The 18,277-nt window shown below is 33.5% G+C and carries 21 protein-coding genes; 14 read left to right on the top strand and 7 right to left on the bottom strand.

Annotated features, from left to right (window positions below; genetic code table 11):
* The 9 genes from ACMGGO_RS02735 (at nt 1) to ACMGGO_RS02775 (ending at nt 9,048) form a co-directional block, all read left to right on the top strand.
* Complete coding sequence (locus tag ACMGGO_RS02735) at nt 1–513, top strand: hypothetical protein (RefSeq protein ID WP_131521052.1); 513 nt, start codon at nt 1–3, stop codon at nt 511–513.
* Nucleotides 500–2,347: an ABC transporter ATP-binding protein gene (locus ACMGGO_RS02740; RefSeq protein ID WP_193767369.1), complete on the top strand. Its 1,848-nt coding sequence runs from the start codon at nt 500–502 to the stop codon at nt 2,345–2,347. Before ACMGGO_RS02735 ends, ACMGGO_RS02740 begins: the two co-directional genes overlap by 14 nt.
* Complete coding sequence (locus ACMGGO_RS02745) at nt 2,325–3,125, top strand: ABC transporter ATP-binding protein (RefSeq protein ID WP_373565032.1); 801 nt, start codon at nt 2,325–2,327, stop codon at nt 3,123–3,125. Before ACMGGO_RS02740 ends, ACMGGO_RS02745 begins: the two co-directional genes overlap by 23 nt.
* Nucleotides 3,118–5,499 carry an ABC transporter permease gene (locus ACMGGO_RS02750; RefSeq protein ID WP_131521054.1) on the top strand — a complete coding sequence of 794 codons (2,382 nt, stop codon included), beginning with the start codon at nt 3,118–3,120 and terminating at the stop codon, nt 5,497–5,499. Before ACMGGO_RS02745 ends, ACMGGO_RS02750 begins: the two co-directional genes overlap by 8 nt.
* Before the next feature lie 59 nt (nt 5,500–5,558).
* Nucleotides 5,559–6,098 (top strand): hypothetical protein, encoded by a 540-nt coding sequence (locus ACMGGO_RS02755; protein ID WP_205445576.1) that lies wholly within the window; start codon nt 5,559–5,561, stop codon nt 6,096–6,098.
* Between the two features lie 161 nt (nt 6,099–6,259).
* Nucleotides 6,260–6,823 (top strand): accessory gene regulator B family protein, encoded by a 564-nt coding sequence (locus tag ACMGGO_RS02760; protein ID WP_193767371.1) that lies wholly within the window; start codon nt 6,260–6,262, stop codon nt 6,821–6,823.
* Nucleotides 6,823–6,975, top strand: a complete 153-nt coding sequence (locus ACMGGO_RS02765; RefSeq protein ID WP_131521057.1) for a cyclic lactone autoinducer peptide — start codon at nt 6,823–6,825, stop codon at nt 6,973–6,975. The genes ACMGGO_RS02760 and ACMGGO_RS02765 overlap by 1 nt, the downstream gene beginning before the upstream one ends.
* A gap of 223 nt (nt 6,976–7,198) precedes the next feature.
* On the top strand, nt 7,199–8,338 hold the full coding sequence (locus ACMGGO_RS02770; protein ID WP_193767372.1) for a sensor histidine kinase: 1,140 nt from the start codon (nt 7,199–7,201) through the stop codon (nt 8,336–8,338).
* 2 nt (nt 8,339–8,340) lie between these two features.
* Entirely contained in the window at nt 8,341–9,048 is a 708-nt protein-coding gene (locus ACMGGO_RS02775) for a LytR/AlgR family response regulator transcription factor (protein WP_131521058.1), read from the top strand.
* 378 nt (nt 9,049–9,426) lie between these two features.
* On the opposite strand, the gene ACMGGO_RS02780 is transcribed toward ACMGGO_RS02775, so the two are convergent.
* Nucleotides 9,427–9,549 carry a beta-lactamase family protein gene (locus ACMGGO_RS02780; RefSeq protein ID WP_259949915.1) on the bottom strand — a complete coding sequence of 41 codons (123 nt, stop codon included), beginning with the start codon at nt 9,547–9,549 and terminating at the stop codon, nt 9,427–9,429.
* Nucleotides 9,512–9,712: a hypothetical protein gene (locus ACMGGO_RS02785; RefSeq protein WP_227744950.1), complete on the bottom strand. Its 201-nt coding sequence runs from the start codon at nt 9,710–9,712 to the stop codon at nt 9,512–9,514. Before ACMGGO_RS02785 ends, ACMGGO_RS02780 begins: the two co-directional genes overlap by 38 nt.
* Nucleotides 9,713–10,102: 390 nt before the next feature.
* On the opposite strand from ACMGGO_RS02785, the gene ACMGGO_RS02790 reads away from it, so the two are divergent.
* Entirely contained in the window at nt 10,103–11,134 is a 1,032-nt protein-coding gene (locus ACMGGO_RS02790; protein ID WP_205447110.1) for an ABC transporter permease, read from the top strand.
* Between the two features lie 2 nt (nt 11,135–11,136).
* Complete coding sequence (locus ACMGGO_RS02795) at nt 11,137–11,811, top strand: ABC transporter ATP-binding protein (protein WP_048391842.1); 675 nt, start codon at nt 11,137–11,139, stop codon at nt 11,809–11,811.
* A 40-nt stretch (nt 11,812–11,851) separates the two neighbouring features.
* Here ACMGGO_RS02795 and ACMGGO_RS02800 read toward each other — a convergent pair whose 3' ends face one another.
* From ACMGGO_RS02800 to ACMGGO_RS02810, 3 genes are read right to left on the bottom strand one after another with little or no spacing between them, the layout of a single operon-like run.
* Nucleotides 11,852–12,661, bottom strand: coding sequence for an SDR family oxidoreductase (locus ACMGGO_RS02800; RefSeq protein ID WP_349726422.1), 810 nt, complete (start codon nt 12,659–12,661; stop codon nt 11,852–11,854).
* 2 nt (nt 12,662–12,663) lie between these two features.
* The gene (locus ACMGGO_RS02805) at nt 12,664–13,365 is read right to left on the bottom strand and encodes an SGNH/GDSL hydrolase family protein (RefSeq protein WP_269897850.1); all 702 of its coding nucleotides are present in this window, start codon (nt 13,363–13,365) and stop codon (nt 12,664–12,666) included.
* Nucleotides 13,366–13,962, bottom strand: a complete 597-nt coding sequence (locus ACMGGO_RS02810) for a TetR family transcriptional regulator C-terminal domain-containing protein (RefSeq protein ID WP_259420063.1) — start codon at nt 13,960–13,962, stop codon at nt 13,366–13,368.
* Nucleotides 13,963–14,138: 176 nt separating this feature from the next.
* On the opposite strand from ACMGGO_RS02810, the gene ACMGGO_RS02815 reads away from it, so the two are divergent.
* Both ACMGGO_RS02815 and ACMGGO_RS02820 read left to right on the top strand, forming a co-directional pair.
* Entirely contained in the window at nt 14,139–14,498 is a 360-nt protein-coding gene (locus ACMGGO_RS02815) for a VOC family protein (RefSeq protein ID WP_066038295.1), read from the top strand.
* A gap of 82 nt (nt 14,499–14,580) precedes the next feature.
* The gene (locus ACMGGO_RS02820) at nt 14,581–15,666 is read left to right on the top strand and encodes an S-layer homology domain-containing protein (RefSeq protein ID WP_420281558.1); all 1,086 of its coding nucleotides are present in this window, start codon (nt 14,581–14,583) and stop codon (nt 15,664–15,666) included.
* Between the two features lie 38 nt (nt 15,667–15,704).
* On the opposite strand, the gene ACMGGO_RS02825 is transcribed toward ACMGGO_RS02820, so the two are convergent.
* Complete coding sequence (locus ACMGGO_RS02825; RefSeq protein ID WP_328013125.1) at nt 15,705–16,451, bottom strand: arylamine N-acetyltransferase family protein; 747 nt, start codon at nt 16,449–16,451, stop codon at nt 15,705–15,707.
* A 186-nt stretch (nt 16,452–16,637) separates the two neighbouring features.
* Between ACMGGO_RS02825 and nagB the strand changes: the two genes are divergently transcribed.
* Nucleotides 16,638–17,351 (top strand): glucosamine-6-phosphate deaminase, encoded by a 714-nt coding sequence (gene nagB / locus ACMGGO_RS02830; protein ID WP_054548669.1) that lies wholly within the window; start codon nt 16,638–16,640, stop codon nt 17,349–17,351.
* 20 nt (nt 17,352–17,371) lie between these two features.
* Here nagB and ACMGGO_RS02835 read toward each other — a convergent pair whose 3' ends face one another.
* A complete protein-coding gene (locus tag ACMGGO_RS02835; protein WP_420281559.1) occupies nt 17,372–18,271 on the bottom strand; it encodes a DMT family transporter in 900 nt (299 codons plus the stop codon).
* Nucleotides 18,272–18,277 lie beyond the last annotated feature (6 nt).

Here is an 18,277-nt window from a genome sequence, read left to right on the forward strand (position 1 = left end):
ATGGACATGGAAATTTATTATGCTTTCGTCATCATTTCTTGTGTATTAATGCTTAGCATTTTGATTTCATTAAGAACTAGACGAGTGCTAAATGTAGAAAAATGGGGACCGATGGAAAAAAACGTTTTTCCGTTGATTCCATTGAAGAATAAACAATTTGAATCTGTTAAAGTTCAAGATATTATGAATGAGATTAATGTGCAGACTTTAGTATTTATTGATAGTCAGTGTTCTGCTTGTAAAGCAACATTAAAAAAACTCAATTTTTTAATTCCTGTTAAAAAAGAAAAGTATATTTTTATAGCAACGGATACGATAGAAAATCGGGATAACCTGAGCTATTTAGAGGATGAATATATTTATTTTATAGAAGAAGAAATTCTTTCTAATCAGTTAAAAATAGATGTCTTTCCAATGTATCTAGTTTTGAATACTAATAATTTTGTAGTAGAGAAGAAAGGAATCGCAAGTTTAGAAAATCTTTTGGATGTGAATGACTATGAAGTTGAATGAATTAAAATTCCATGAGAAAGATCGACCTGTTAGAGACTTTTTCTATTCACAGTATTTTTATTTGAAAAATATTTGGAGAGAACAAAAGAGCATATTTCTTTTTTTAACTATTTTAAGCATAATAACTTCTATTATGTTACCTTTAGAAATTTTGCTACAGAAAAGGTTGATAGATCAACTAACGGTGGTGCAGAAAATTCCTAATGAATTGGGGTTTGTGTTAGTTCTCCTTGTAGCAATAACGTTTCTTAGTCTATTTGGACAACTATCTGGAAAAATTCAAGATTATCTATTTCGAAAAATTTCTTTAAGAGTGAATTATTTATTTAAAGCGATGTTAAACAAAAAAGTAACTAGCGTTTCTTTAGAAAACTTTGAGTCTAGCTTTTTTTACAATCAAGTGAATCTGGCAGCCAAAGCATTGGAAGGAAATGGGTTAGGTACAACATATTCTTTTTTGCAGATCATTACAAGTGTATTTTCGTTATTTTCAGTTTTTGCGATTTTAATGGCTATTCATTGGACATTACCTTTAACTGTGCTTTTATCAACAATTCCCGGGGTTGTCATTGTTTTTTTTAGCAAACTTAAAAATTATAAAGTTGAAAAAAACGTTGTATTTAAAGAAAGAGAGCTTTCTTATACAGAATCCCTTTTTTTTGACAAAAGCTATTTAAAGGAAATTAAAGTGTATACATTGAGTGATTATTTACTGGAAAAATGGAAAAAACTTTATTTTTATACGATGAACAAGAGACTTGAAGTGACAAAGTGGGAACTGAAAAATAGTGCAGTGATGATACTATTTGTAGGAGTTATCAATACAGGTGTATCTGTATTCTTTGTTTATCAACTAGTAGAGAACGCTTTAACAATAGGGAGTTATGTGGCGTTAACTGCAGCTATAATTACTTTACAGGGCATTTTTGCTCAAATTGGTGCACATATAGCTTCTATTTTTGAAGCAGCTATTTATAATAATGCATTAATCAAGTTGTTGAAAATAGAACATTTTGATGACGAAAAGAGAGAAGAAATTAATTCTATTGAAACGATTGATATTAAAAATGGCACTTTCAACTATCCTTATTCTGATATTTCAGCTTTTTCAAAATTGAACTTTTCAATACGAAGAGGAGAAAAAATTTCGATTGTAGGTGGAAACGGTTCAGGGAAAACAACACTCGCCCATTGTTTAGTAGGATTATTCAATTTGACAGAAGGAACGATTTTAGTAAATGGAGAAAATATGACCGACATTGATAAATCTAGTTTACATAAACAAGTTGCTGTTGTTTTTCAAACATTCCCTAAATATATGTATTCCTTAAGAGAAAATATTGGTTTTGGCAATGTAGATGACATGGAGAATGACCAGAAAATATGGGATGTCATAAGAAAAGTAGGATTGGGACATAAATTATCAATCCATAATGTTGACTTAGATACTTATTTATCTAAAGAAATGGATGGCGGAATTGATCTATCTGGGGGAGAATGGCAAAAAATAGCTTTAGGACGAGCGCTAATGAAGGATGTTAGTTTGATTTTGTTGGATGAACCTACAGCGTCATTAGATCCTCATTCAGAATTAAAAACACTTGAATTATTTGATAGCATGACAGATGATAAAACAACGATTACGATTACACATAGAATCGGACCCACGAAATTATCAGATAAGATTATCGTAATGGATAAGGGGAAAATTGAAGAAATTGGTACTTTTGATGAATTAATAAATAATAAAGGATTATTTTATCGTATGCATCAAGCCCAATCCAAATGGTATGAGCGAAAGGAGCATTTTCATGAAACCGTTGAAACTACATGAGACACAAAATATGAAAGAAACCCCATTAGTAGTGATGAAAAATGTGTCAAAGGAATTTCAGTCAAAGGATTTTATTGTACAAGCACTAGATACAATCAATTGTGAAATTTACCAAAACGAAATCGTAGCAATAATGGGTACGAGTGGTTCAGGGAAAAGTACATTACTTAATATTTTAGCTGCTTTAGACAAACCTACACATGGGGAATTAATGTTTCAAGGTGTACCAATGATTGAGCAATTTCAAGAACCGATAGCATCGGAATTTAGAAAACGAAATATAGGTTTTATATTTCAAAATTTTAACTTATTAGATGAATTGACGGTATCAGATAATGTGGCTCTGCCTTTAATTTTGCTAGATGAGGACTCTAAAAAAATTGCGCAAAAGGTGAAAGATGTTTTAACAAAAATGTCAATTAGTGATTTAGCTGTGAAGAAACCACATGAATTATCTGGTGGGCAAAAACAACGAGTGGCTATATCACGAGCGATTATTGCCAATCCGCTATTATTACTGGCAGATGAGCCAACAGGGGCCTTAGATGTGAATACAACTAATGATATTTTAACAACACTTGTTCAATTGAAAAATCTAACAAATCAAACAATTATATTGGTAACACATGATCCACATGTATCGACTTATGCTGATCGTGTACTATTCTTTCATAAAGGGAAATTAGTAGATAGTTATATCAATCAAGTAAATAGCGATAATTTATCGATGATTTTTGACAAATTTAAAAACATACAGAGGAGTTATCTCAATGTATGATTTAAAGAATATTGCTTGGAAACTTTGTAGAGCTGCTAAAATACAAGTAATCATTGCCATACAAGTTGTAGCACTCGCTGTTTGTTTAATTGCAACAATGTTGATCTATGTTGAAAATGCACGAACAGAAATGGAAGACAATATTCGTAACTTGTATGGGGATGTGGATATTTCTGCTGGTTATAACCTTTCATCTAGTCAAGAGTCTAGTCAATGGATTACGAAAGAAAGTTTTAATCAGATTAAAACTTTAGAAGAAGTCGAGCTTGTGGAACCGATTTTACTACAATTTACATCTATTGATAAGATTGAAGGAGCCTATACATTAGGTGTTACAAATGGGCATTTAACAAAAGGATTTTATCATTTGAACGACATACCGAAAGATAATGAAGTTATTATTTCACATTCGTTATCAAAAACATTAAATAAGTCTGTTTCAGATTCAATTATGGTAAATGGTAAGCCGTTTCTTATAAAAGGAGTGCTATCTCCTAATGAATATGGAGAAGATGCGCCTATTCTCTATATGGACATTGATTCTTTGAAAATTGTAAGTAGTATTCCATCGGATGTAAAAGGCTTGTTTGTCATGATTAAAACAACGGATGTGTGGCAGACAGCTACTGTATTACATCAATTTTTCCCAAATATACGTGTAGATATAACGAAAGAAACGGACTGGGTACAAGCAAATTTAAATTCCTTACTCGTTTTCATCATGATGTTAGTGTTTAGTATTATCATTATTAGTGGTCTATTATTGAAGTCCACTTTTTCATTATTATTTAGTCGTTTACAAGCCCAATTTTTCGTTTTAAGAACAATGGGAGCAACGACAGGGCAACTAAAAAAGATTGTCAACTATCAATCGACTATCATATTACTAATAGGTGTGGGGACAGGCACAATCAGTAGCCTTTTGTTGCTAAAATTCGTTGTCCCATCTTTGGTTGAGATGGTTGGCTTACCACAAGCCCATTTTAACATTCCTGTTGTCTATTTTTCAGCAATTTTACTTGCTATTTATTTCTTACTCTACATGTTTGTGTTTGTTCAAGTAGCGAGGGTAACTAAAATATTACCTTTAGCAATGAAAAGAAATTATGAGTTTAAATCATATCATTGGACGAAATGGAAGACCGTACTTACTTTTATAGTAGGTGTGATGTCCTTACTTATTCTTGCACAAGGTATTTTGCAAAATGATGCAATTCAATCAATTATTCTCATTTTTACTGGAAGTGTATGTATCATAGGTTGTCTATTCTTTTTATTCCCATATATGATAGTATACACATTGAAAAAATATTCTTCCTGGATTCATCGCTATTTAGGAAACAAAGCGCACTATGTAAAAATTCAATTCATCCCTAATTTAAGTAACTATGTTCCTGTTGTTTGTATATTAGCGATTTTGATTATGATTATTACGTTTAATGGTACATTTTTGAAATCTATTGTACAATCCGAGGAAACAACGATTGAAAAAACCTATCCGTATGAAGTAGCGATTGATAATCCTTATTTTGAAAATATTTCTTATAATGATATAGAGTTATTGCGAAAAAAAATTTCAATAAAAGAAATACAATTAGATAGTAAGGGTAGTTCTTTTCTCACTAATAATGGTGTTAATCTGAATTATTTTGCCAAAGATTTTGGTGGAGCAGATAGAGTTGAAATTACAGATGATGTAGCTGATAAGTATGATTTAAAAATAGGCGATGTTTTAGAAGGCGATTACTTAGATAGACGGTCAAATGAAAAAGTCATTCGTTTAAGAATTACTGGAATTGTTCCAACTGAAAACAAATATAAACAACTTTTTGTTGATTGGAATTCCCCTTTGATTAAAGATGTTGTAACAATTGATAAAATCCATTTAACTTTAGGTAATGGCACAACATTAGACGATCTCCAACAGACGATTCATGATTGGCCAACGTTAAAAATTGTGGAGCGAGCTGTTCTTTTAGAGCAAGCCTCGGAATGGTTTTATCAACGATGGGCAATGTTCATGCTCATTTTGACTGCTTTAGTAGTAGCGAGTTGTACTGGTCTAGTGCAAACGATTTTTCATATAATCTTTAAAAGAAGAGACCAATACAATACACAACGTTTAATCGGGCTTGCCCCAAAAGAATTAAAACAGGTTATTTGGTCTGAAGTTCTCTTTATTGTCACTATCGGTTTACTACTTGGATTAACAAGTGGCATGTTTTTAACAAAGTTAATCATGCAAATTGACGCAGATGGGCCAATAGAATGGGATTTCTTATTTATATTTAGTTCAAGTATAGGTACAGCGATGATTATTTTAGTATGTTGTCGACTATATATTGCTCGATTTGTAAAACGGAGTGTTATATAGAAATGTTCGTGTCAGATAACAGAATAATGTATATCTTAGTACATTCAGATTACACGCTTATGCAAGAGCTTTTAAAAAATATGTTCACTATGTATAGACCGTCTTGGGTAGTTGATACCATTAACTTGTTGAGTGAGGTTGTCATAAGGATAAATGCCAATAAAAAATATGATGTTGTGTTAATTGACACATCTTATAAGCATTTTGTTCACTATATACCATATTTAAAAAACCTCGAAACAATGAAATGCCAAATTGTTTTTATGACAGATGAAAATATTGGAGAGATTCATTACTACACAAATAATATCTTGAATTGTAAGGTAATAAATAAAAATATGACGATAGAACAACTAGTTCATATCATTGAAGGAGACTCAATAGAAATAGTTGATACAAGACGATTGGGCGGATTGAATATGTTAGAAATGAATGTGCTCATGGAATTGGCAAAGGGTCACTCCATTGACTTTCTTTGTAACTCTCAAAAATTTACAAATACAGAGATAGAGCAATCGATTAGACATATTAATGCATATTTTGGAACATCTCATTATTTAGAAGCAGTTTATAAAGCATATACAGAAAAACTTATTTAAGGGAACGTTAAGTGGCACTTTACGCTTACGTTCTTTTTTTGAACGTTTATGTAAAAGAGAAGATTGAAAATAGGCGATTATCTTTAAAAATATACTTTTTAGGATATTTTTAACTATTTTGATGTTACATGTTTTATACTAGTGATCAAGGAGGTGATGAGATGGAATTTACTGCAAAAGAGGAAATGCTAGTAGATTTTTTTGAACATAGAAGACCGTTAACACAGTTAGATAAAATTAAATTAGTGTATGGATTTCGTGTTGTTACAAGCGAGTTAAAAAAATTTTTGATTATTTACGGTATAGCTATAGCGTTCGGTTTATTTTGGAGAATGTTACTGGTTCAAATTGGATTTCTATTGGTGCGTCAAGTAGCATATGGTGCGCATTGTTCATCATTTAAAACGTGTCTTATTGTTAGTTGTATTTCATTTCCGTTCATCACATGGCTAGCTGTAGCATTGCCTATCACTTCACTCGTTGTTTGGGGGGCGTTTTTGCTAGGAGCTGTCATCTTGTTGTTTATTGGTCCAGTGAGTTCTAAAAAAACAAAAGTACAGGGTGAAGCTCATCGAACATTTTTGTTTAAAAAACTGTATAGCAGACTTATTGTGTTGGGGGGACTACTCGTTATTTTTCCAACATCCATAAGTGTATTTTTCTTAGCAGGATTTTTGAAGGGGATTGTTTTAGTGGTTATTGCAAAAATAGGAGGATCTCATTAATGAAATTTATTATCGACAATATTATTGATTATTTATATAATTTATTCGTTAAATTGGCTGACTTTAGCTCTGTTTATATGTGTTGGGGAGCTTTAGGAGAAGAGGAGTTGCCACAAGAATTAAATTTCAATAAATTTGAAAAAAATACATAAATATTCTAAGATAGATATTGATTATATGTTATTTTGGAAGGATCATGTTATTCGTATGTGGAGTATATCCTATTTAACTTTGATTATTTATCAATTTTTGATATTAAGTATTTTACCGTTATATTTTAGCAAAATTGCAATAACAAAAAAAATGATATTGAAGATTTCTTTATTAATAGTTTCGCCATCAGTAGTGTTGTTTGCTTTTATAGGTGTCTATGCTATGGCGTACATCCTATTAGTGGAAAGTTTCTTCGTTTACCGGCAAACAAAGCGTTGGCGGAATGTGGCCCATGTGCTGTTTACGATTGTTTTAGTTGTTTTGGCAGATCATATTTCTTCGCTTGTCGTGTATCATTTATCGAATGGCATGGATGCTATCATCACTTCTCCATTGGTACAACTCATTTTTTCGATGAGTATCCTATTTATATTGGTGCTTGTCTACATAAAGTTATTCGATTATTTTGTTAGATGGTATGTGTTTAAGCAATACATTATACCTGCAATGATTCCCTTGATGCTTATGACGATTGTCTTTATGTATACTGATATTGTGTTGATGGATGGTACATCGTTTATCAAAAGTGTCCAACATAATTTGTTCTTTTTTGTGATTTATTTGATGATCTTTATCATTATTATTGGTTTCTTTGTTTACTTAGCTATTAAGAACATACATATTAAACAAAAGGAAATGGAATTAGAAGAATTTAATTCATATGTGTCTTCGCTTGAAGAAATTAATAGAGATATGCGTCAATTTAAACATGATTATATGAATATTTTAACATCAATGCGTCATTTTATAGATTCTAAAAGTTACTCAGAACTAGAAACCTATTTTTATCGACATATTTTACAAACTGAAAAGAAAGAGCAAGCGCATGAAATATCCTTTTCGATGCTTAACTGTTTAAATATAGCTAGTTTAAAAGGACTTTTAACAACAAAACTTATTCAAGCGCAAACGTTTCACGTTCCAATGTACATTGAGATTGTCGAAAAAATCGATAGAATAGCATTGGATGAGATTCAATTAAATCGTATGTGCGGCATACTATTGGACAATGCGCTTGAAGCCAGTAAACATGCTACAGAGCCTTGGATTCGATTAGCATTTATTCGAATGGAAAAAGCTGTGTTAATTGCATGTATGAATACATTTTCATCCAATAAAAGTTATGAGTTAAAAGTGCATGAAATTTTCAAAGAAGGCTTCTCGACAAAAGGAGAGGAGCGAGGCTTGGGCTTATCTATATTACGTCAAATGGTAGATGCATCTCCAAAACTTCGTTTAAATACAAAAATAAATGGCAATTTATTTATACAAGAGTTGTTTATTGAGGAGGAGGGGGTGTAAATATGAAAGTGATTATTTGTGAAGATAATGTTGTACAATTAGAGCATATCAAAAAAACCATTAAAAACTATGCTATGATGGAAGGGAACGGGATTGAAATTGTACTTACAACTACAAACCCTAATGAAGTCATTACATATGAAAAAGCAGATTGTTATTTTTTGGATATTGATTTGAACCATGAGGTGACAGGGCTTATGTTAGGGGATATGATTCGCCAACGTGACCCATTGTGCAGTATTATATTTGTCACAACCCATGCAGAAATGACCTATTTAACGTTTATGTATAAAATTGCTGCGTTAGATTTTATTATTAAGGATCACACAGGTATGTTACAGCAAAAAATATTAACAACACTAAAAGTTGCATATGAAAAGTATATACAAATTGGCCAACAACAATCACCTTCACAGATTCAAATAAGAGCAAATGGTTATACAAGGAATATTGCTATTCAGGATATATACTTTTTTGCGGCATCCCCAAAATTACATAAAATTATATTACATTTAGAAAATGAGCATATTGAGTTTTATGGTCGCTTAAAGGATTTTAAGGAAGCACATACATCGATGTATCAATGTCATAAGGCTTTTATTGTGAATAAACAAAACATTGAATTTGTAGATCATAAGGAACGAGTTGTATATTTTAAAAATGGTGAAACTTGCTTTGCCTCTGCACGACTTATAAAGGGGTTAAAATAGTTAGACATCCACCTAGTAAAAAAACTTATGCTTACTTTTTCATCGATATAACAAGGATTGTGAGTTTATTTTGTATGACTGAACTCGCAATCCTTTTGCTTTAGACGTTCCTTATAAATGTGTGAAACAACCTTTGTTAAATGTGCTATATACTCTGTTGCTTCAATCTATACTACTACGGATAAGAAATGTTTAAAGATACTATTCTAATCACCATTAAACACTGTATTATAATAATGAAATAGTTCTATTATTCTTCCCATATCCAAATTGGCTGCTGAAGAACGATGGAAGTAAAATGAGGGTTGATTCTTTTAGAATTCACTGTCATCTCGTTGCTAAGAACAATCACTGTTAACTTCTCGTCATTGAGCCGTGCTATGACGGAAACGACTTAGATAGGAGATGACTTATTTGAATAGACCCTCCATTCGGAAAGTCTGGAAAGTATTGTGAAATTGGATTATCTAGGTTTAAAAGTCCTTTTTCTTCTAGTTGCATGATCGCTACAGCAGTGAATGTTTCTGAGTGTGGTTGGGCTATTAGGTAAATCAGTGTCTGCCAAACCGTAACCTTTTGTAAATAAAATTTTACCTTTCTTTGCAATAAGAACGATACCTTGAAATTTTTTATTTTTTAAGTATTGATCGATTTTTTCAGCCATACTTCCAATAGATTACTATGATTATTACGTCCAAAATTACTATAGACACTATGACAATAACAAGGATAGAAATAAAGAAATTCTTGAAAATTTTTCGTGTATATAACTTTTGATTTATGTAATCTGTTAAACAAACCTTATTATAAGGTTTACAAAATATATAATTGTTATTAAAAATATCAACTCATTTATAGTAGGAGAAATTTTGTTAGCAAAAAAGATTTTAGCAAGTAAAGATAAATAAGATTCAAAAAAGAAGCCACTCTATGGGATAAAAATGCCTTTATAGAGTGGCTTTTTATATAATCACTACATTTTAACGATTAGTTCATGCTCTGTTCATTTAACAATTTTAAGCTAGGAGTAATCAAAGAAATGGAGGGGTTAGTGATGAATCTTGCCTGGAAAGAAATGAAGAAGAATAAAGTACGGTTTTTAATCTTGGGCTCCATTATCTTCCTAGTTAGTTTTTTAACGTTTATTATCTCGGGTTTAGCAAATGGTCTGTCACAGGATAATGCAGCTTTAATTAAGGATTTACCGAAGGGACAATTTTATATGGCTGAGGATGCGGATGGCACGTTTAATCTTTCAAGAATCGATAGCGACCTGCAACAGAAAGTCATAAGTAAAGAAAAAGAGGCAGTAGCTTTTTCGATCCAGATGGGCTTTTTAAATGATCAGGATGATAAACAACAAAGTGTAGCCTTTGTGACATCAACGGAATCTACACTTTTTAGCAATGTGCATCAAGACGAGGTGCTTTTGGATAGCTCACTACAAGATAAAGGAATACAAGTTGGAGATATATTAACGAATAATCAATACAGTGGAAAGTTCATTGTAAAAGGTTTTGTAGAGCAAAAAAAATATAGCCATGCTCCCGTTGCTTATGTTAGTGAAGAGGCTTATCAGGAGATGTATCGGGTAGCTGATAAACAATTAATTTTTGTACCAAATAGTGAGCCAAATGATATTAAGGGATTGCAAGCATATAGCAATAAAGAGTTTCTCAATACTATCCCTAGTTATAATGCGGAACAATTATCTTTAAATATGATTATATGGTTCTTAGTTGTCATTAGTGGGATGTTGTTTGCTATTTTCTTCTATATGATGAATGTGCAAAAAATTGGCTTGTATGGCATTTTAAAAGCAATTGGATTAAAAACAAGTAAGCTATTTAAAATGATCTGGACACAGATGGCTATTATTACAATCTTTTCACTTGTGGTATCTGTCAGTCTTAGCCAGCTATTTAATATAGTTGCTCCTAAGGGGATGCCATTCACTTTAACAATAGGCACTACAACACAGTTATCCGTTGTATTCCTCCTCATAGGCTTTATTGGTGCGACCTTGTCAGGAATGCAAATTAAAAAAATTGAACCGTTACAAGCAATACAGCAAGGGGAGGCTTAATCATGACGTTATTTACAATTGATGAAGTACGAAAAACGTTTAAGAATGGTGAAGTCGAGGAAGAGATCTTAAAGGGCATCAATCTTTCTTTAAATGAAGGAGAGATTACAGCATTGGTAGGTGCTTCTGGCTCTGGGAAAAGTACATTATTAACGATCGCTGCAGGACTACAACCAGCAACAGATGGGCAAGTGTTATTTGAAGAGCAGAATCTTACGACGATGAAAACCGACCAGGTACGAAAATTACGTGCAAGTAAATTCGGTTTTGTTTTTCAATTTGCACATCTCGTTCCCTTTTTGACAGTGGAGGAACAATTGCTATTAATGCTAGATGTAGCTGAATCTCCATTAAAAAAGAATGAACAGAAATATGAAGTCAATCGGCTATTGGAGTTAGTTGGAATGGAACATCGTAAAACTGCCTATCCTTCCTCCTTGTCAGGGGGAGAGAAGCAACGTGTAGCAATTGCACGTGCTATTATTCATCAACCGAAAGTATTGTTTGCTGATGAACCAACGGCTAGTTTAGATTCACAGCGCTCTAAAGAGATTATGTTGTTATTAAGAACATTAACAAAAACTTTAAATATAACTACATTATTAGTGACACATGACGAAGAAATGTTGGCATATACAGATCGTATTATTAAAATGAGCGATGGTGTCGTATTATAAAATAAGCAAGGCTCCCATTAGTAGGGAGCCTTGTGAAACATTAGGTTAAACGTGCATTACGACTCACTTTACAAACCATTCTCATTAACGCTTTGTGTAAAAAAGGAAAAATAGTAAAAACAACATCCAGTGTTTTGCGCATTGGCATTGGACAAATGATAGGCTTATTTTGATGAACACCCTCTATAGCCATTTTTGCAATTCGCTGAGGTGAGATCATTTTTTGCTGCTTTAATTGTTTGGTGATAATTGATTTATCCATATGAATCGCCTTTGCATTATCGAAAATTGGTGTATCCACAAACGTTGGACATAAAGTACTCACCTTAATCCCGAATTCCTCAGCCTCATAGTGTAGAGAGGTTGTTAGTCCTATAACAGCATGTTTGGTAGTAGCGTATGCAGTAGAAAAAGGAGAAGGTCCTAACCCTGCAGCAGAGGAGGTATTGACGATATGACCAAAACCTTGTTTTTTCATAAGTGGGTAGCCTATTTGAGTCCCATAAATGACACCCCATAAATTAATGGCCATAATTTCCTTCCAATCCTCAATAGTCATTTCACCCATCTCCCCATACATAGCGATACCAGCATTATTAAACAGATAATCTATACGGTTAAATTCTTCAAATACATCATGAATGACAGAAGCTACATTTTTGTAATCGGTTACATTTAAATGTACAAATTTTACATGGGCGATATCCTTATTTAACTCTGCTTCTAACACACGACCCTCATGATCTTGAATATCAGCAATAATGACAAATATTTCTCGAGCAATTAATTCTTGGCAAATAGCCTTTCCTATCCCTGAAACACCGCCAGTAACAACAGCAATCTTTCTCATCTTTAGGACCTCCCGATTTTGTCTCCTTCGACTTTATAAAGTTCAATGATAGAGCTATATTGCTGTGCCACTAAATCAGCACCTTTACTATTCAAATGAACACCATCTAAAGTTACATGTAGCCCTCTTTTTTGAGATAATTTATCGATACGTAAAGGACTTTTGTAAAATAAAACATCCAGTAGGACTCTTATTACATTCGTATTAATAAAGCCTGAGCACTCCAAATGTTCTAAATGCTCTTTAAAGAGATTTTGCATATTTACAAAATAAACATTGCCAGATTTCAATGAAATAGACTCCATAACAGACGTTAATTGTGTTATTTCTTTGTTAGAGGGATTTTGAAGATCTTCTCCTACTAATGCTGGAGATACTAATACAACATTTTTGGAAGCGTCATGTGCTTTCTCTAATACCTTAAGGCAGTACTCTTCGAATTCAAAGTGATCCTTCGCCACAGGCTGTGCTTGCACCTTTAATAATTTTGAATAGACGTCATTGACGCCTATCCAAAGAATAAGGAGATCATAGGAAGATTGGAGAGGCATTTTTTCCAAGCGAGTAAATAAACTTTTAATCGTCTCGCCTGGATTTCCAAGATTATCGAATGAAATATGAGGATATTGATGTTTCAAGAGATCATAAAATGAAACGCCTGGACGACCTTCTGTTAAGCTATCACCTATTAAACCTACTTTCATTTAAACCCCACCTTTTTTAATTTCTTTTAAGAAAATCGTTATTGCCTGTTGAAAGAGTGGTTCTAATGATTTCAAGTTATGAGTATTGGTCAGCTGACATAATCCACCTAGCCATGTGCCAAGTAAGACGGTCCATGTATCTACATTGCCATGAACAAATTCGTTTTGGTCGATGCCCTCTTGAAGAATTGCTCGATAAGCATTCATTGGCGTAATAGCTAAATTGTATAACTGTTGTATTGAATCAGGACTTGATTTGGGATTAGATGCCAGTTCCTGACCTGACTTTAGTAAGGGTGTTTGATACTCATAGAGGACATGCATGGCCATACCATACAATTTATCTGTGGATGTGGTGTATGAAGATTCTTGTTGCAACCATTTGTCATGCCAATTTTTCATCGATTGCTGCGCCAAAAGCACAAATAACTTTTCTTTATTTTCGAAATGATAATAAATATGTCCTTTACTATAACCAGAGGCTTTCGAAATATCACCAACAGATGTCTGATTATAGCCATGTTGAGAAAATAATTGGATGGCATGTTTGATAATCTCAATCTTTGCCTTGTCACTGTCATAGCGTCTTTTACTCAATGTTGTACTCCTTTAATGATTTGAACAATCGTTCTAATTTGATTATACATAATTTTCTAACTAATTAAATACATAAATTTTTTAGTTGGAATATTGTCAAATTTCTAAAGTTGCAGGAAGGGAATTCCAATTAATTGTTGAATTATTTGTTATGCTAAAAATGAGGGGGTATATGTATGGGAAAAGTGATTGGCTTTGAATTAAATAGTCAGGAACCGGAGAAAGCGGCAGCTTTTTATAGTAAAGTGTTTGGCTGGGAGGTGGCAGCTCCAAAGTGGGATTATTGGGCAGTTATGACTGGGAATGAAGACAAAGCTGGAATTAATGGTGGCATTGGTAAAGGACCAAGCGATTTTCCGCATGGTACAAGAATTCAAATTGAAGTGGATGCAATTGACGAAGTCATTGCACAGGCAAAACACAATGGTGCTACTATTTTGCGTGACAAAATGGCGTTTGATGATTTCTATCTAGCTTATTTGGTCGATCCGACTGGAATAGGGATTGGATTAATTCAATATAAAAATAACGAATAAAGTCTCTTTTAATAGAGGCTTTTTTCATTTTAAGCATATGGGTACGTCTTTATGGGTATAGAATCGAAGGAGGAGGGATAATGTGAAGAACATATTGAAGCTAGTATGTTTGATCCTGATAACGATTGGTATATTACCGAAGGAAGTGCAGGCAGCCAGCTTTATCGATCTAACGGATGATACATTAATGACGGAAATTCATTATTTAGTAGAACAGGATATTGCGAAAGGGTATTCGAATAACTTGTTCAAGCCGAATGATTTTATTACGAAAGCACAAGTAGCTGTAATGCTAACACGTGCTTTAGGATTAAACACGATCCATGTGCAAAATCCAAACTATCAAGATGTCACAACCACTCATAAATTTTATAAAGAAATTGCGGCTGTGCAAAATAAAGGTATATTTGATACTGCCCATAAATTTCATCCAGATGCACCGCTTACTAGGGGGGAAATGGCGATTGTGCTAAATAGGGCCTTTCAATTAAAAGGTTCAGATCCTTATTATTTTACAGATGTGAGTAAGCAGACACCAGGTTATAAAGAAATTTTAACACTGGCCCATAATCATTTAGTAAGGGGCTATGAGAATGGTTCGTTTAAACCTAATGACCCTGTTACACGCGCCCATTTCTCAGCGTTTTTAGCGAGAGCAATGACTCTTTCTAAACCTAACTTGCTAAGGGACCCCGCATTTGAATATACGTATGCCTATTATTCTTTAAGTGACAATAAGCGTTATACTTTAAACTATCAATATCAGCAACACGACGGTAAAAATGATGTATGGACAGTCAAAAATGTAAGTACAGGACAAACTATCTCTGATGAGCTTTTATATGGTCATGATCGTGCATACGGACAAGCCATTGCTAGTGAAGCTAACACACATTATGATTTATATATAGAACTTCCACTTAGAATAGGTGTTGTTTTACATGAAGATGATCCAGGGGTTTCTGCAGGGGAACGAGTAACTGTAAAATCTACTGATGGTACGGTACAAGCTGGTGATGTGCAATATACGGGCGTGGTTATAGTCGAGAAAAGGTCAGAATTTAGTGATGTAGTGAAAACTTATTACTTTGTAGATGATATAGGTTTAGTTAAAGAGCTACACAATGACATAGTTGTGTTTGAATTGCTCAATAGGACAATGAAATAATGTGAAAGGAAAGCAAGCCACCCATGGACTTGCTTTCCTTATTGTTGTACAGAGATATGAAAAAAACGCTGTAGAGCTTGCAGCCATTCCTTCTCATTGTTTGTTGTATAGGTAGTTAAAGATTGTCCTTCATAAATTCTAAATTCGTTGTTCATCATGGTATGACGGCCACCAATGGTTCGAATCATAGCAATTTTATTTTTTTGCTTGGAAAGTCGTGGTGCAAATTTTGCATCATTGGCATCGTCGTGAAAACTATAAAGCAAACGCCAACTATGTTTAGCTTGTTCCAACAGCATCCAACCATTCGCTTCATCATAATCTATTTTATATAACTCTTTACCTTCACGGTGTTGATAGCCAGCAATCAGTGGCACTGGTTTACAGGGTGCTAATGCACCGACACCTACATCCGAGATATAGTATTGTCCACTCATATTTACTAGTAATAATTGATGCATAGGAATTTCCTCTGGAGGGGTATTTTCCGCTACGTTGCGCCAAAACTGGGCATAACGATTGGTGACAGAAAAGCCAAGCTCTCGTAGAAGCCAGCTGAATAAGATATTTAATTCAAAACAATTGCCACCACGTTTATCAATAATTATTTTCTTAAATATATCAGGAATAGCGAAGGAGATACCACGATTCAAGGCAACATCTAAATTTTCATAGGGAATGGTTAATAGATGTTTAGTTTGTAGTTGTCCAAGTAGTTGAATAGATGGCTCTAACGTTCCTTGAAATTGAATATACTGTAAATAGTGCTGAATTTGTAAATTCATAAAATCGCCTCACTTCCTTATTAATAACATAACCGAAATAGTCTTAGATTACACGCATAAACTGAAGTAGGAAATGATAGAAAAATAGCTAAATAACTAGTAAGATTAATATATTAGCTACTATAAAGTGAAATATTTTACATATTAGTTAATAATATTAATGGTAAGGTAGGTATCGTATAAAGAATGAAATGGATAGAAGTGAATACATATGAGGAAATGAGTGAAGTGGCAGCTACTATTTTCTCAAAACAAATACAAGAGAAACCTGATAGTGTTTTAGGTTTAGCAACTGGTGGATCACCTGTAGGCATGTATAAAGAATTAGTGGCACGACACCAAGCTGGCCATTTATCTTTTAAGGAAGTACAAACTTTTAACTTGGATGAGTATGTTGGCATTGAGCAATCAAGTCCAGCAAGCTACTTTACATTTATGCATGAGAATTTATTTAATTTTGTGGATATACAGCCGAAAAATGTCCATTTGCCAAATGGACAGGCAGCCAATTTAGCTGAAGAATGTGCTGCATATGATAAGAGCATTGAAGAAGCAGGAGGCATTGATTTACAGCTTCTAGGTATCGGTGTAAATGGACACATTGCTTTTAATGAACCAGGCGCATCGTTTGATGCCAAGACGAATATTGTGGAGCTAACAGAGTCAACGAGAACAGAAAATGCTATTTATTTTGATGATCCGTCTGAAGTACCAACACATGCCATTACAATGGGCATTCACTCCATAATGAAGGCAAAGGAAATCATCCTCATTGCCTTTGGTGAAAAAAAACTCCCAGCGATTGAAAAATTGAAAAGTGGTCATATTACAGAAGAATTTCCAGCTAGCCAATTATTAAACCATCCTAATGTTACAATAATTTATGGCGGTACGAATTAGGAAAAATAAGCGAAGACTTCTTAGGATTGAAGTCTTTGCTTATTTGTTTTTCCTGATAGAATAACTCCTGCAACAACCGCTAGTCCACCTATAAGCTGAAATGAATGCAATTTCTCATCAAGAAAAAGGACGGCAAAAATGGAGGCAAAAACAGGAATGAAATTTAAATAAATACTTGCCTTGTTCGCTCCCAGCTGTATAACACCACTGTTCCAGCAGAGAAAAGCAATGATAGAGGCAAAGATACCAACATATAAAATAGCAGCAAAGGTTGACCATTCCCAATGAATTGCTGTTGCACTAGACAGTGTTTCATAGAGAGAAAAAGGAAATAACATCATAGCCCCAAGTCCAATCGTCACTAGAAAGGTAGACTGCCCTGGTAAGCGAGTTGCATATTGTTTAATGAGCAATGAATATATGCTCCAACATAATACTGCTGCGATTACAATTAAATCCCCTTTGTTGAAAGTAAAATCGACAATCCTTGTAAAAGAGCCACCCATTATAATAAAGGCAACTCCACTTAGTGATAGAACGGTCCCTATTAACTGATATTTTGATAGTTTTTCCTTCAAAAAAATAAAGGAAAATATGTAAATCATTATGGGCGTAGAAGAGTTCATTAAAGATGCATTAATGGACGTTGTGTAATGTAATCCAATGTAAACAAGTGTGTTAAATGCTGTAACACCTGTTAATGAAAGAATGATGACAATAAACCAATGTCTTTTCAGTAACCGCCATTCACGTTTTAATTGGTGAAATGCAATGGGAAAAAAGATAATAAATGCGACGCACCAGCGTAAAAAGGCAAGTGTTAGGGGAGGGATATCTTCACTAACGGCACGTCCAATAACAAAATTACCACCCCATAAAAGAGTTGCGATTACTAATAATATATATGGTGGAATTTTCAAGATGCT

Origin of the sequence: Lysinibacillus sp. BNK-21, from assembly GCF_048684915.1 — a bacterium.
In the GTDB taxonomy this organism is placed as follows: domain Bacteria; phylum Bacillota; class Bacilli; order Bacillales_A; family Planococcaceae; genus Lysinibacillus; species Lysinibacillus capsici.